Genomic DNA, 14,917 nt, shown 5'->3' with positions numbered 1-14,917 from the left:
CGTATGGAATACGCCATACGCCGCATCGGCGGCCTGTGCGGCGCGCCGGAAACACAGACGTAAATATTACGCCTGTGCGCTGCTTTCCGCGTCAGCAGCCTGTTGGGTACCGTCGCCCAGCGGATCCGGACGGCCAGTCATCTTGGCCACCAGACAGGCCAGCTTATCGCGCATCGCCGGACGGCGTACGATCATATCGATAGCCCCTTTCTCCAGCAGAAACTCACTGCGCTGGAAGCCCGCCGGCAGCTTCTCCCGCACCGTCTGTTCAATGACGCGCGGGCCGGCGAAGCCGATCAGCGCCTTCGGCTCGGCGATATTGATATCGCCCAGCATGGCCAGACTGGCGGAGACGCCGCCCATGGTCGGATCGGTCAGCACGGAGATATAGGGCAAACCGCGCTCACGCATCTTGGCCAGCGCCGCGCTGGTCTTCGCCATCTGCATCAGCGACATCAGCGCCTCCTGCATCCGGGCGCCGCCGCTGGCGGAGAAGCAGATCAGGGCGCAGTTATCCTCCAGAGCCTGTTCAACGGCGCGAACAAAGCGTGAGCCGACCACGGAGGCCATGGAGCCGCCCATAAAGGAAAACTCAAACGAGGCGGCCACCACCGGCATCCCGTGCAGGGTACCTTTCATCACCACCAGCGCATCTTTTTCGTCGGTCTCTTTCTGAGCGGCGGCCAGGCGATCCTTATACTTTTTGGAGTCTTTGAACTTCAGGATATCCTTCGGCTCCAGCTCGCTGCCCAGTTCGACGTGGCTGCCGTCATCCAGCAGCGTATTCAGACGCATGCGCGCCGTCATACGCATGTGGTGGTCGCACTTGGGGCAGACCTCCAGATTACGCTCCAGCTCGGCGCGGTAGAGCACCTGACCACAGCTGTCACACTTGGTCCAGACGCCCTCCGGGATGCTTGCCTTACGGGTTTGAGAGATATTGCTCTTGTTAAGAATGCGTTCAATCCAGCTCATCGATGACCTTTCTGTTTGAACCTGGCGGAATGCCAGTCCTCTGCCCCTGCCAAGGAACCAAATGCAAAGACCCAGCCAACGCTGAGCCCGATTTTAGCCCATGTCTCCCCTTTCTCCAGGCGACGGGCCGCTTTTTTTGACTGGCAGGAACAGACCATAAATGCCGTTCATTAAACCACAACGGTTCGACCGTGTGGATAAAAAACTGGTCGAACCGTGCAGAGTTTACATTTTTTACCCACTTTAGGTGAGCGCAACGCGGTTATTTTGTGACCTTATTCCGCCGCGCCTGACGCCGATGGCGCCAAATTTCGATCACCCCGGGCAGGATGGAGACCACGATGATCGCCACGATCAGCAGCTTCAGGTTCTCCTGCACCACCGGCACATTGCCGAACAGGTAGCCAGCATAGGTAAACAGCAGTACCCACAGCAGGGCCCCGATCACGTTATAGGCGGCGAAGTGACGGTAGGACATATGCCCCATTCCGGCGACGAACGGCGCGAAGGTGCGCACGATCGGCACAAAGCGAGCCAGGATAATCGTCTTTCCGCCGTGGCGCTCATAAAACGCATGGGTTTTATCCAGATAGCTGCGGCGGAACACGCGCGAGCGAGGGTTACTGAACAGCCGCTCGCCGAACAGGCGGCCGATGGTGTAGTTCAGCGCATCGCCCACGATGGCGGCGATCACCATCAGCAGCACCATCAGGTGCACGTTCAGATCGTTGCTCGGCAGCGACGCCAGCGCGCCGGCGACGAACAGCAGCGAATCACCGGGCAGGAACGGCGTCACGACCAGGCCGGTTTCGCAGAACAGGATCAAAAAGAGTATGCCGTAAATCCACACGCCATACTGTGCGACCAGCTGCGCCAGGTGCACATCAATATGCAGAATAAAATCAACCATCCACTGTAGGTATTCCATCACGGCTCCGGTTATCAATCGGGTAGAAACAGCGGCCCCATCGGCGGCTGTGGTAGTGCAAATTGCGCCGGGTAGTCCACGGCGACCAGATACAGCCCGGCCGCCTTGGCGGTCGCCGCCGCCAGGGTGCGATCCCGCCCCGCCAGCAACTCGGCGATCCAGCTTTCCGGCTGGTTGCCGTACCCCACCTCCAGCAGGCTGCCGACGATATTACGCACCATATGATGCACAAAAGCATTGGCCTTAATATCGACCACCACGTAGGGACCGTAGCGGTTGACCCTCAGGTGGGAGACATTGCGCCACGGGGTACGCGACTGGCACTGGGCGGCGCGAAAGGCGCTGAAATCGTTCTCCCCCAGCAGCGCCTGCCCGGCGCGCGCCATGCGCTCGGCGTCCAGCGGCAGATAGCAGTGCGTCACCCCGCTCTGCAGCACCGCCGGGCGATAGCGATGATTATAGATGACGTAGCGATAGCGGCGCGCCGTCGCGCTGAAGCGCGCGTGAAAATCGGGGCTGACATCCTTAACCCAGCGTACCGCGACATCCTTGGGCAGATGGGCGTTGACGCCCATGGTCCAGGCGCCCTCCTGGCGCAGGGCATGGGTGGTGAAGTGCACCACCTGACCGGTGGCGTGGACCCCGGCGTCGGTACGCCCGGCGCAGAACACCGTCACCGGCTCGCTGGCGACGCGCGACAGCGCCGCCTCCAGGCGCGCCTGGACGCTATCGACTTCCCGCTGGCGCTGCCAGCCGGCGTAGCGGCTGCCGTCGTACTCGATCCCCAGTGCTAGAGTATATTCCGGGCGCGGTATCTGCTCGGTCAACGGTTGCTGCGACATCAGTAGAGATACTCCTGCATCAGGCGCTCCGCCACCTCCAGCGCCATCAGCGCCCCGCCGAAGCGAACATTGTCCGCCACCGACCAGAACTGCAGGGCCTCCGGCATGCCGTAGTCATTGCGTACGCAGCCGATGCTCAGATGCGGATTGCCCGAGGCGTCGCCGACCTGGGTCGGGTAGTCATCCTCCTCGCTCAGGCGGATATCGTCCGACTGCGTCAGCCGCTCCCGCGCCTCCTCGACGCTGAGCGGGCGCAGGGTCTCCAGATGTACGCTCTGGGCATGGCCGTAGAACACCGGCGACTGGATACAGCTGACCGTCAGCGGCAGCCCGGGCTCCTGCAGCACCTTGCGTACCTGATCCACCAGACGGCGCTCTTCGGCCACGCTGCCCTGAGGATCCGCCAGCAGCGGCAGCAGATTAAACGCCAGCTGCTTCTGGAACAGGCCCGGCTCGAACGGCATGCCGTTGAGCAGGCGCGCGCTCTGTCCGGCCAGCTCATCCACCGCCGCCTTACCGTAGGCCGAGGCGGAGAGCAGACAGGTTACGCCAATGCGCGCCAGGCCGATCTCAGCGCTGAGCGGATGGATCGCCGTCAGCAGCTGGCTGGTCAGGCTGTCGGCCACCGCCACGATATTGCGGTTACGGTACTCCGCCAGCGCATGGGGATTGACCCCCGGAACCACCAGCGGCACGTCCGCCTCCAGCGCAAAGGCATCGCTGCTGTCGATCACCAGACAGCCGGCGTTGCCGGCGTCCTCGGCGTAGCGCAGCGAGGCCTCGCGTCCGGCGACAAAAAACGCCAGCTGGGCCTGGGCCCAGTCAAAGGTAGCCGCATCCTGCACCGTCACCTGACGCCCGCCGACGCGCACGCTCTCCCCGGCGCTGCGCTCGCTGGCCAGCAGATAGATCTCCCCCAGCGGAAGATCGCGCTGCTGCATCTGCTCCAGCAACGCTTCACCGACGGCGCCGGTTGCCCCCAATACGGCAATATTCCAGCCTTCGCTCATTCTCATCCTCTCCCGGACGACGGATTACGCCGCCGTCCCTGTCAATGGCCCATCAAAAATCGCCAGTCCGCCGCCCGGGCGCACTGGCGATAAGCATCAATTGTCTGCTCAGGCGACGCGGGCGTCAAAGCCCAGCGCCGCCAGCAGCGAGGCGCTGGCGCTATCGTCGCACAGTACCTGCAGCGATGACCACTCGCGGCGCGCCGGATAGTGTTTACGCAGGCGATCGAATTCGCCCTCCTGCGCGGCGACGCGGCGCAGCGGCGCATCATCACGGCGCACATCATACACCAGATGCATCAGACGTTTGAGCATCGCCTGATCGGGCTGACCGTGAACGCGCACGCTGGCGACCGACGGCGGCGGCAGCAGAGAGGCCAGCGCCACCGACTGCGGCTGCCCCAAGAAGGCGCTAAAAGCCTCAAACACCTGGGTGGTACCACGCGCTTTCCCCTCCAGGCTGTATCCGGCGATGTGTGGCGTCGCGATATCCACCCGGGCCAACAGCGGCAGCGGCAGCATCGGCTCCGGCTCCCAGACATCCAGCACCACTCGCAGATCCTGCCCCGCCTCCAGCGCCTGCAGCAGCGCCGCATTGTCGACGACGGCGCCGCGCCCAGCGTTAATCAGGATCCGCCCCGGCGGCAGCCCGCGCAGAAAGTCCGCATCGGCCAGGTGCAGCGTTCGATAGGGACCGCCCTTGTTCAGCGGCGTGTGGAAAGTAATGATATCCGCCTCGCGCTGCAGATCCGCCAGACTGTGAAAGACCTCGTCGTCACCGCGATCGGCGCGCGGCGGATCGCACAGCAGGGTGCGGATCCCCAGCGCGGCGAGGCGGCGCTGCAGCCGGCTGCCCACGTTGCCGACCCCGACGATCCCCACGGTCTTATCGCGCAGCGCAAAGCCGTCTCGCTCCGCCAGCAGCATCAGGGCAGAAAAGACATACTCCACCACGGCAATGGCGTTACAGCCGGGGGCGGCGGAAAAGCCGATACCGGCCTGCGCCAGCCAGGCCGTATCCACATGATCGGTGCCGGCGGTGGCGGTGCCGACAAAGCGAACGCGATGCCCCGCCAGCAGGGCCTGATTGACCGCGGTCACCGAACGCACCATCAGCGCGTCGGCCCCGGCCAGCGCGCTCTCGGGCAGCGGGCGGCCCCGCACGGCCTGGACCTCACCCAGTCGGCCAAACAGCGCCTCGGCGTACGGCATATTCTCATCAACCACAATTTTCATCTGTTCTCCCCTGCGGCATAGGCAATCGGTTCAGGACGAATTATTCTGCCACCAAATGGACGTGATACCTAACCACAGCCGCAGCGCAACCTTGGGGACAGCGGCAAAAAACAGGCGCCCGGCAGCGGGCGCCCTCGTCTAGCCAAACCAGCGCGGCCAATGTAATCGCAGCCACAGGCCAGGATAACTGCTCCAGCCCGTGGTGACGCCAGTGACGCGCCCCCGGTAGAGGATAATAAACGTTGGCGTAACGCCTATCTGCCAGGAGGCGGCCAGCGCCCCCTTCGCGTCATTCACCACCGGGAAGCGCAGGCCACGCCGAGCCAGCGCCTGCGTCAGGCTGGCATCGTCGCCGGAGCGCAGCGCCACCGTCACCACATTCTCCCCCCGCGAGGCCAGGCCGTCGACCGTGGGGCTGGTCACACGGCAAATGCTGCACCAACTGGCCCAGACGTAAATCAATAGCGGCCGCTCCGCGCTCAGCGCCGTCAGAGAGAGCGGGCGCCCCTCCAGGGTGTGGAGGGTCTCCGGCAGATTCGGGGGCAGGCGGGGCTGCCGCAGATAATCCATTACCCCGGCAGAGACAGCCAGCAGTACCGCCAGCCATAATACCTGACGTAGCGCACGACGCAGGCGGCTCATGGCTGCTGTGCCAGCGCGGCCTGAACCGCCTGCTCCAGCTGCTCATACTCCAGCGCACCGGGGATCAGCTGATTCCCGATAATCATCGTAGGGGTGCCCTCAACCCCCAATGCCTGCGCCAGCATCAGCGTGTCGCGCAGCTCCTGAATACTCCCCGGCCCGTCCGGCTGTAGCGACCCGTTACCGCTCCGCTGCAATGCCTCCTGCAGGGAGCCCGCCGAATGGTAACCCCGCTTGGACATCAGCGTTCGGTGCAGCGCCAAAAAGCGTTCGGGCTGTTGGCGCCATAGCGTCAACGCCAGCTGCGCGGCGCGGTGTGCGCTCTCGCCTTTGAACGGCAGAATTTTAATCGCCACCGCCACCTGGGGGTAGCGGCTGACTATCTGCTCCAGCAACGGGTCTAGGCGTTTACAGTAAGGGCAGTTGTAATCCGTAAACACCACCAGCGTCAGCTTGGCATCCGCCGCTCCCAGGCGCGGCGTTGCCGGGTTATGGAACAGCAGATCCTGTCCCTGTGACGCCGCCGGGGCGCGTATTGACGCCAGCGTCGCCAGCAGGAGCACGGCCACGACGGTAAAATAGCGGACACTCTTGATCATTGTCATCGGTTACTCCTTGGCCGCCGCCAGCTGATCCAGCAGCGACTGGCGATCGAGTAGAGGGGAAAGCGTGATGCCCTGCGGCAGCGCCGGACCATAGATTTGATTAAAGGGAATGGCCACGGCGCCGCGCTGGCGCATAAACGCCTCCAGCGATGCCGAGGGCAATGTCCAGTCCCCGCGCAGCGCGACCACATCGTCAGCACGCAGGGCCCGCTGGACATCATCTCGCAGTAATACATTGATTTTATTTGCTTTACAGGTCACACACCAATCGGCCGTCACATCGACAAAGACCCGCTTACGCTGCGCCAGCGCCTGCCTCAATGCCGGCTCGCTAAGGGGTTGCCAGACCACGCTATCCTGCAGCGGCGTCAGCGCACTGCCCCAATACATCACGCCGGGAACCCAGACCAGCATGGCCCCGGCCGCCAGTGCGGCGATAAATCCCCGCCGGCCATAGCGCCACAGGGCCAGCCCGAGCAATGAAAGCGCCACCAGCGCCATCAGCCAGGTTACGCGGGGCCAGCCGATGTGCACCGCGAGCAGCGACAGCAGCCACAGCGCAGACGCCAGCATGAGCAGGCCCAGGAACAGACGCAGGTGTAACATCCAGCGCCCGGGGCGGGGAAGACGCCGCGCGACGCCCGGCCACATGGCGACGGCCAGCCAGGGCACGCTCATTCCGACCCCCAACGCCAAAAAGACCAGCCACAGCTGGGCCAGCGGGGCCGCCAGAGCAAAGGCCAGCGCCGTTCCCATAAACGGCGCAGAGCACGGCGTCGCCAATAGGGTCGCCAGTATGCCTTGCCAGAAATGGCCGACGGAGCGCCCCGCCAGGCGGGTCATCAGCGGGCTGGAGAGCGTAATGGTGAAAAAGCCGAAGAGATTGGCGGCAAACAGCAGGGTGACCAGCATCATCAGCGCGAGAAACCAGGGGCTTTGAAACTGAATTCCCCAGCCGACGGCCTGCTGGCTCAAGCGTAGCCCGCTCATCAACGCCGCCAATAGCGCAAAAGCGCTGATTATCCCTGCGGCGGACAGCAGAAACTGGCGGCGCAGCCCCCGAACATCGGCGGCCGGGACATGCAATACGCTCCCCAGTTTCATCGCCAATACCGGCAGTACGCAGGGCATCAGATTCAGGATGAGCCCCCCGGCCAACGCCAGCGCCAGTGCACCGAACAGCGTTAGCGTGGACTCCCCGCGGGGCGGAGCCACGCTGCCAGTGATCGGCGTCACCGACAGCTGACGCGCAACGCCATCATCGCTGAGCAGCAGGTTCAGCGGCGTACCGCGCAAGTCAGGAGCCTTCCCCTGCCAGCCATCGCTCACCGCAACCCGGGCATACAGCCAGTCCCCCTCCTGCCACAGGCGCGGCGCGGCAAAGTCGGCCCCCTCCGGCGCATCCACGAACAGCGCTGGTAAACGCCAGCCGCCGGGTCGCGCGGCGCGCAGGGTCAATTCCCCCGGCACATAGGCCGCCGCCACCTGAGTGACGACCCCGCTAGTCAGCGGTAGCGCGCCCTCTGCCCGCGCCAGCGTATGGCGAAAATCCACCGGCGGCGCGGCCGCCAAATCCAGATCGAAGGCGTAATCACTCAGCACGCACACCGTACTGCAGACCGGCAGCGTCAGTACCCCCTGTAAGCGCGGGGCGTTCGTACGTAAGCGGATAGGGAAGATAACATTCTGCAGGTAGCCCTGCGCCGAGAGGCCGGCAACGTCAAAACGCTGCGGAACCGGCCAGCGCCAGTCCACCCCGTCCAGCGCAGTGCGCCAGCGGATCTCCGGCGCGACGCCCCCCTCGCCCGGGGAGCGCCAGTAGGTTTTCCAGCCCGGAGCCAGCGCCACCTGCACCACCAGATCCACGCGATCCGATGCCTGACGCGCGGCGCTGAAGCGAACCTGTGCATGGCCGTTGCCATCACCGCTCAGCCAGCCGCTGTCGGCCGCCCATACGCCGGGCAGCCAGAGGCACAGGCAGAACGCCAGCGCCCGAAAAATAAAAGCCATCGTTTTTCTCCATAAATAAGCCTAGACCAGGACCCAACAAACCGGTCTGGCGTTATTCGTGGAAGATACACAGGCGTAAGTGTAAACGCCGCTGAGGCGGGGAGAGCGCCGGGGGCGGCGCGGTAAAAAAACGGGCGGGCGGGCATAGCGGGCAAAGCAGCAGCGCCAGGAAAGCCCACGGAACAGCCCCCAGGTGCTCCAGCGGCGGCGCGGACAGCAGCATTTTGGCCCGCAGGGCACAGTGCGCGGACGGGGCGTCGTTATCCTCCGCTCCGGGCGCAGCCATGCTCTGGGCCGAGAGCGACGGCGGGGCGCCCAGCGGCTGTAGCCCGGCTATCCGCTGGGCGGTACACACCGCCACCAGCAGGCACACCAGCGCTAAAAAAACTTTGCCGCCCGACTATGCTGCACGCGATCCGCTCCCTTTGTCACCCACGGTTATCTTACCGTTCCGGCGCTATTTCACAATCATCATCCCGGGCAGCCGCCGGGGGATAGCACGGATTGTCATCCGCAGCCAAAAGGGGCATGGTATTGACCTTTCCCGGTAAGGACGACGGGGACACCCCGCTGCCGCCCTACCGACCATCTATCTTGGTTATGCACCGCTCCCGCATTCAGCAACAGGACTCAGCCCGGCATGTTACCTCTCTCCAGCGCCGTTTGGCGGCGATTGCAACGCTCCCCTTTCCGGCGCCGTTTTCAGCTCAGCGACGCCGAGTGGCACTACCTGCAAACGAAGGGATGGCCGCAGGTTCTAAACCATGCCCGGGACTTTATCGATACGCGGCTGGCCCCGGCCCGCATCTCCTACGATGGCAGGCAGACGCCCATGCGCGGACACCCGGTCTTTGTGGCGCAGCACGCCACCGCCACCTGCTGCCGCAGCTGCCTGGAAAAATGGCACCATATTCCGCGCGGCCGCGCGCTGAGCGGCGGAGAAAAGCTGTACATTCTGGCGCTGCTGGCCCACTGGCTGGCGGCGCAAACGCCGCGCTGAGCGCGGACAGAAGGCGGTTCACCGCCGTTGTACATACGGTTACTTACCGACACCAAACACACACGGACAATCGTCGCGCCGCTGCCTAACATATCCTCAACGGCTCCAGTGGGGGCTTACCAAACGGCAAATTTTGAGGACAGGAAAAATGAATAAAGTATTAGCTCTGGTTGTCGCTGCTGCGATGGGTCTCTCTTCCGCCGCATTTGCCGCCGAACAGACCGCGGCGCCTGCCGCAGCCCCAGCAGCCCACAGCGCCGCCCCGGCGGCCAAAGAGGCGGGCGCCGTAAAACATCACGGCACCAAAAAGCACCATAAAAAAGCCACGACCGAGCAGAAAGCCCAGTCAGCGAAAAAAGCACACCACAAGAAAGCGGCCGTAGAGCAGAAGGCACAGGCCGCCAAGAAGGTTCATCACAAGAAAGCGGCCGTCGAGCAGAAGGCGCAGGCCGCCAAGAAGGTTCACCACAAGAAAGCGGCCGTAGAGCAGAAGGCGCAGGCCGCCAAGAAGGTTCACCACAAGAAAGCGGCCGTAGAGCAGAAGGCGCAGGCCGCCAAGAAGGTTCACCACAAGAAAGCGGCCGTAGAGCAGAAGGCGCAGGCCGCCAAGAAGGTTCACCACAAGAAAGCGGCCGTAGCGCAGAAAGCGCAGGCCGCCAAGAAGACCCATCACAAAAAAGCGGCGCCGAAAGCCTAAGCCCACCGCGTAAAGACAGCCCAGACGCTCCGGCCTCACCGCCGGGGCGTCTTTGTCATCGGTGCGGCAAACTAGCGACGCAGGCGACAGACGAACGCCGTCACGTCAAAGTTCACCCGCACATCGCGCTCTCCCCCCGCCGACAGCAGCGCCATCAGTCGCTTAGCGTACTCCGGCCCGCCCCGCTCCTCCATATAGCGGGTGACATAGCTGGTCGACAGGAAAAAGGTCGCCAGCTGCGCCACGCTCAGGGTCAGAATATTGGGAAACAGATGGCGCTGACTGTGCTGTAGCTGCGGCTGGATCTGCATCAGCTCCAGCGTATCGTCATAGTCCACCAGACGCCGATCGCGAAACGGCGCCCAGCGCGTCGCCAGCTCATACTCCACCACGTCGCGCAGCGGACCGTACACAAGCGGAAACTCGTAGCGGTAGGCGCAGAAGACCCCGCCCGGCAGCAGCAGCTGCGGCATCCGCGAGAGCATCAGCGGACGATCCATCCAGTAAAACGCCGTGGCGCAGGTCAACAGATCGACCGGCTGCGGCGGGACATAGCGCTCGGCGGACTCGACGCTAAAATTGAGCTGGGGGTAGTTCTCCCGCGCCTGGGCGACCAGCGTCTCATCGCGATCGCAGCCGATAACCTGAGAGAAATAGGTCTGCAGGCGGGCGGTCGAGAAACCGCTGCCACAGCCCAGATCCAGCGCCCGATCGTGGTGGGTGCACTGGCGGGCCAAAAACTGATACAGCGACTCCGGATAACGGATCAGCGCCCGGATTTGTTGATAGGCAATAGCGTAATGGTTGAGCTGTCCCATAGTTTTTCCTTTGGGTGATGACGCCGGCGTCATCGCGCCGTGGTTATGAGTGTACCTATCCCGACGCCGGATACCAGGCATAAAAAACGCGGTTTGGCGCACAAAATGACATAAACAGCTAAACCGTATTTTCCCCTCGGGATCAATCCCTCACCGTGTGGCTAGCCATAAAAAGAGAGACAAACGCAGAAGCAGAAGCAGAAGCAGAAGCAGAAGCAGAAGCAGAGGAGTTGAAAAGAAAACCCCCTTGCCGACAACGCGGCCGACAAGGGGGAGACATCATTACGCTACCCGCCATCGCGGGTAGGATTGGCCGATACGCTTACTTATGCTTGCGCATCACCAGCGTCGCATTGGTGCCGCCAAAGCCGAAGCTGTTGGACATCACCACATCCAGATCGCGCTCGGTGGTGGCGGTAACGATATCCATCCCGGCGGCCTGCTCATCCAGCTCTTCAATGTTGATGCTCGGCGCGATAAAGCCGTGCTCCAGCATCAGCAGGGTGTAAATGGCTTCGTGAACCCCCGCGGCGCCCAGCGCATGACCGGTCATCGCCTTGGTAGAAGAGATAGCCGGCGTATGGTCGCCAAAGACCTCACGGATAGCGCCCAGCTCTTTCACGTCGCCCACCATGGTGGAGGTGCCGTGTACGTTCAGGTAATCCACCGGCTTATCCAGCCCCTGCATCGCCATCTGCATGCAGCGCGCCGCGCCTTCGCCCGATGGCGCAACCATGTCATAGCCATCGGAGGTAGCACCGTAGCCGACGATCTCGGCGTAAATGTGCGCGCCGCGCGCCAGCGCGTGCTCCAGCTCTTCCACGACCACGATGCCGCCGCCGCCGGAGATGACAAAGCCGTCGCGCTTGGCGTCATAGGTCCGGGACGCTTTTTCCGGCGCATCGTTGTAATGGGTAGAGAGCGCGCCCATCGCGTCGAACTCGCAGGCCAGCTCCCAGCACATCTCTTCACCACCGCCGGCAAAGACCACGTCCTGCTTGCCCAGCTGGATCATCTCAACGGCATTGCCGATGCAGTGAGCCGAGGTGGCGCAGGCGGAGCTGATGGAGTAGTTAACCCCGCGAATTTTAAACGGCGTGGCCAGACAGGCGGAGACACCGGAGGCCATGGCCTTGGTCACCATATACGGCCCCACGCCGCGGATACCGCGGGCGCGCATACCGTCAGCGCCGGCAACCTGGTTACGCGGGGAACCGCCGCCGGAGCCCACGATCAGACCGGTACGGTTGTTGGAAACCATATCCTCGCTCAGACCGGAGTCCTTGATCGCTTCCTGCATCGACAGGTAGGCATAGATCGACGCATCGCTCATAAAACGCATCACCTTGCGGTCGATCATGCCGGCGGTATCCAGCTTGATGTTGCCCCAGACCTGGCTACGCATGCCGGCCTCCTGCAGCTCAGGCGCAAAGGTGATCCCCGAACGCCCTTCTTTCAGAGACGCCAGCACCTCCTGCTGGTTGTTACCGATACTGGAAACAATACCCAAGCCAGTAATCACTGCACGTTTCATCTATTACCTCTTGAAAAAATTTTTGTCATTCGGGATTTGCAACGCACTTTAGCGTACACCTGTACGCCGAGGCAAGTCCGATCAGCGCTGGTAAAACCAGATAGCGCTAAATTTGCCGCCCCGGGCACAGACCGTTAAAATCGTCCACTGGCTGATTTAGCGGTAAAAAAACGTGAACCATACATCGATACAGGGTGCATCGCTGAGCTGGAATCAACAGGGTACGCCTGTTTCGCAGCAGTTTGACGACGTCTACTTTTCCAATCAGGACGGGCTGGCGGAAACCCGCCACGTCTTCCTGCAGGGCAACGGGCTGCCGCAGCGCTGGTTTGAGCCCGGGCGCCCTGACTTTACCGTCGCAGAAACCGGCTTCGGCACCGGGCTGAACTTTCTCACTCTGTGGCAGGCCCATCGTGCCTTCCGACAGGCATATCCCGACCAGGGACCGCCGCGTCTGCACTTCATTAGCTTTGAAAAATACCCGCTGTGCCGCGACGACCTGCGCGCCGCCCACGCCGCCTGGCCAGAGCTGGCGGAACTCAGCGAACAGCTGTACGCCGTATGGCCCGACGCCCTGCCCGGCTGCCACCGTCTGCACCCGGCGCCGCACATCACGCTGGATCTGTGGTTCGGCGACGTCAACGCGCTGCTGCCGCAGCTGCCCGACGGCCTCAGGGGGCACGTGGACGCCTGGTTTCTGGATGGCTTTGCGCCGGCGAAAAACCCGGATATGTGGACCCAGGCGCTCTTCGACGCCATGCTGCGTCTAGCCCGGCCCGGCGCTACCTTCGCCACCTTTACCGCCGCCGGATTTGTGCGCCGCGGCCTGATCCAGGCCGGATTTGAGGTCAGTAAAGTCAAAGGATTTGGGCAAAAGCGGGAGTGTCTGGCGGGACGGCGCCCTACGGCGCTGCCGCCCGATGCGCTGCGGGCGCCCTGGTATGCCCGGCCGGCGGCCCGCCGCCCTGACGAGGTCGCGCTGATCGGCGGCGGCATCGCCGCCGCCCTGTGCGCCCTGGCGCTGCAGCGGCGCGGCAGCCGCGTCACCCTCTACTGCGCCGATCCGCAGGGGGCGCAGGGCGCCTCCGGCAACCGTCAGGGGGCGCTCTATCCCCTGCTTAACGGCCGCGGCGATGCGCTGGAGCGCTTTTACGCCCGCGCCTTTCCCTACGCCCTGCGCACCTACGATGCGCTGGCGGCCCAAGGCGTCGACTTTCCCCACCAATGGTGCGGCGTCAGCCAGCTGGGTTACGATGACGCCAGCCAGAAAAAGATAGCGCAGCTGCTGGCCGCCGGTTGGCCCGAGTGGCTGGCGCAAGGGGGCGATGCCGCCGATCTCGGCCTGCGCTGCGGCCTGCCGCTGCCGGTCGGCGGCGTCTGCTATCCCCTCGGAGGCTGGCTGGATCCCGCTGAGCTGACCCGCCAGGCCCTGGCGCTGGCGGAGCGTCAGGGGGCCACCCTGCACTTTAACCATGAGGTTCGGCAGCTGCAGCCGGCGCCGGAGGGCTGGCGCCTGCGGCTGGCCGACGGCTCGACCCGCCTGCACGGCTGCGTCGTGCTGGCCGGCGGCGCCCGCGCCGGCGAGTTCAGCCAGAGCGACGCGCTGCCGCTCTATCCGGTGCGCGGCCAGGTGAGCCATATTCCCACCGCCCCGGCGCTGGCGCCGCTGCGCCAGGTACTGTGCCATGACGGCTATCTGACCCCCTGCAGCCCGAACTACGGCACTCACTGCCTCGGCGCCAGCTACCGACGCAACTGCACCGATCGGGAGTACAGCCCGCAGGAGCAGCAGGACAACCGCCAGCGGCTGATCGCGTCGCTGCCGCAGGCGACGTGGCCGCAGCAGGTGGACGTCAGCGCCGCGGCGGCGCGGATCGGCATACGCTGCGCCGTACGCGATCATCTGCCGCTGGTCGGCGCGCTGCCGGACGCCCCAGCGCTGCAGCCGCGCTATCCACATCCTCGCCCGCAGCAGCGCGTCCCCGCGGAGACCAACGCCGCCGCGCCGCACCATCCGGATCTGTTTATCCTGGCCGCCCTCGGCTCTCGGGGTCTGTGCAGCGCGCCGCTGTGCGCCGAGCTGCTGGCCGGGCAAATCCACGACGAGGCGCTACCGCTGGAGCAGGATCTGCTGGACGCACTCAGCCCCAACCGTTTCTGGCTGCGTAAATGGCTTAAGGGAAAAGGGATGGCGTAGCGGGAGACACCCCCCGCCCTTCCTGCGTTATCCGGCGGTGGCGCCGCTGAAGCGGCGCCCCGTCTGTTCACTACGGCGCGATGTATCCTGCCCACCCCTGAGCGCGCGAAGGATTCCCGGCCTCAGGCTTCATGCTGAGCCCGGCGGTAGAGATCCTGCCATAGGTTGTGTACCAGCGCCTGATCGGGCGGAGAGAGCTCGCCGGCGTGAATGGCGCGCACCAGGCTGGCGCGCACCGCAGCATCCAGCGCCGCGGGCGCGGCCTGCGGCTGTGAGGCGATCTCCGCCACCGCCAGGGTCAGGTGGCCGCGCAGGTAGCCGCCGGCAAATAGCTCATCGTCGCTGGCGCTGTCAACCATCTCATCAATCAGCGTCAAAATACGCTCTTCAAACTCTGCAATCATAGGGATTCCTTGCGCATCG

Annotated in this window: 15 protein-coding genes; 3 read left to right on the top strand and 12 right to left on the bottom strand. The window is 64.1% G+C overall.

The features are described 5' to 3' along the window. Positions 1–66 precede the first annotated feature (66 nt). The 9 genes from accD to QY76_RS08240 form a co-directional block, all read right to left on the bottom strand. Positions 67–975 (bottom strand): acetyl-CoA carboxylase, carboxyltransferase subunit beta, encoded by a 909-nt coding sequence (accD, locus tag QY76_RS08280; RefSeq protein ID WP_034162650.1) that lies wholly within the window; start codon positions 973–975, stop codon positions 67–69. Between the two features lie 262 nt (positions 976–1,237). Further along, entirely contained in the window at positions 1,238–1,903 is a 666-nt protein-coding gene (locus QY76_RS08275) for a DedA family protein (protein ID WP_034162651.1), read from the bottom strand. A 14-nt stretch (positions 1,904–1,917) separates the two neighbouring features. Then, positions 1,918–2,745 (bottom strand): tRNA pseudouridine(38-40) synthase TruA, encoded by an 828-nt coding sequence (gene truA, locus QY76_RS08270; RefSeq protein WP_034162652.1) that lies wholly within the window; start codon positions 2,743–2,745, stop codon positions 1,918–1,920. Beyond that, positions 2,745–3,755 (bottom strand): aspartate-semialdehyde dehydrogenase, encoded by a 1,011-nt coding sequence (locus QY76_RS08265; RefSeq protein ID WP_045424204.1) that lies wholly within the window; start codon positions 3,753–3,755, stop codon positions 2,745–2,747. The genes truA and QY76_RS08265 overlap by 1 nt, the downstream gene beginning before the upstream one ends. A 108-nt stretch (positions 3,756–3,863) precedes the next feature. Continuing rightward, positions 3,864–4,991, bottom strand: a complete 1,128-nt coding sequence (gene pdxB, locus QY76_RS08260) for a 4-phosphoerythronate dehydrogenase PdxB (protein WP_034162654.1) — start codon at positions 4,989–4,991, stop codon at positions 3,864–3,866. 138 nt (positions 4,992–5,129) lie between these two features. Further along, a complete protein-coding gene (locus QY76_RS08255; protein WP_034162655.1) occupies positions 5,130–5,633 on the bottom strand; it encodes a protein disulfide oxidoreductase in 504 nt (167 codons plus the stop codon). Beyond that, a complete protein-coding gene (locus QY76_RS08250; RefSeq protein WP_235439466.1) occupies positions 5,630–6,238 on the bottom strand; it encodes a DsbA family protein in 609 nt (202 codons plus the stop codon). The genes QY76_RS08255 and QY76_RS08250 overlap by 4 nt, the downstream gene beginning before the upstream one ends. A 3-nt stretch (positions 6,239–6,241) precedes the next feature. Continuing rightward, the gene (locus tag QY76_RS08245; protein ID WP_034162656.1) at positions 6,242–8,248 is read right to left on the bottom strand and encodes a protein-disulfide reductase DsbD; all 2,007 of its coding nucleotides are present in this window, start codon (positions 8,246–8,248) and stop codon (positions 6,242–6,244) included. 52 nt (positions 8,249–8,300) lie between these two features. Beyond that, the gene (locus QY76_RS08240; protein ID WP_235439465.1) at positions 8,301–8,621 is read right to left on the bottom strand and encodes a suppressor protein; all 321 of its coding nucleotides are present in this window, start codon (positions 8,619–8,621) and stop codon (positions 8,301–8,303) included. Between the two features lie 267 nt (positions 8,622–8,888). Here QY76_RS08240 and QY76_RS08235 point away from each other — a divergent pair, with 267 nt between their 5' ends. Both QY76_RS08235 and asr read left to right on the top strand, forming a co-directional pair. Next, entirely contained in the window at positions 8,889–9,248 is a 360-nt protein-coding gene (locus QY76_RS08235) for a DUF4186 domain-containing protein (protein ID WP_034162658.1), read from the top strand. A gap of 148 nt (positions 9,249–9,396) precedes the next feature. Beyond that, on the top strand, positions 9,397–9,945 hold the full coding sequence (gene asr / locus QY76_RS08230) for an acid resistance repetitive basic protein Asr (RefSeq protein WP_038631172.1): 549 nt from the start codon (positions 9,397–9,399) through the stop codon (positions 9,943–9,945). Between the two features lie 71 nt (positions 9,946–10,016). On the opposite strand, the gene QY76_RS08225 is transcribed toward asr, so the two are convergent. After that, entirely contained in the window at positions 10,017–10,763 is a 747-nt protein-coding gene (locus tag QY76_RS08225; protein WP_034162659.1) for a trans-aconitate 2-methyltransferase, read from the bottom strand. Between the two features lie 322 nt (positions 10,764–11,085). Next, complete coding sequence (gene fabB / locus QY76_RS08220; RefSeq protein ID WP_034162660.1) at positions 11,086–12,297, bottom strand: beta-ketoacyl-ACP synthase I; 1,212 nt, start codon at positions 12,295–12,297, stop codon at positions 11,086–11,088. A gap of 172 nt (positions 12,298–12,469) precedes the next feature. On the opposite strand from fabB, the gene mnmC reads away from it, so the two are divergent. Next, positions 12,470–14,494: a bifunctional tRNA (5-methylaminomethyl-2-thiouridine)(34)-methyltransferase MnmD/FAD-dependent 5-carboxymethylaminomethyl-2-thiouridine(34) oxidoreductase MnmC gene (mnmC, locus tag QY76_RS08215; protein ID WP_045424196.1), complete on the top strand. Its 2,025-nt coding sequence runs from the start codon at positions 12,470–12,472 to the stop codon at positions 14,492–14,494. A 122-nt stretch (positions 14,495–14,616) separates the two neighbouring features. Here the strand turns inward: mnmC and QY76_RS08210 are convergent, their stop codons facing one another. Continuing rightward, positions 14,617–14,898: a YfcL family protein gene (locus tag QY76_RS08210; protein ID WP_034162662.1), complete on the bottom strand. Its 282-nt coding sequence runs from the start codon at positions 14,896–14,898 to the stop codon at positions 14,617–14,619. Positions 14,899–14,917: the final 19 nt, after the last annotated feature.

The sequence above is a fragment of the Edwardsiella sp. EA181011 genome (assembly GCF_000800725.1).
GTDB classification, from domain to species: Bacteria; Pseudomonadota; Gammaproteobacteria; order Enterobacterales; family Enterobacteriaceae; genus Edwardsiella; species Edwardsiella anguillarum.
This window is presented reverse-complemented; position numbering and strand designations above follow the sequence as displayed.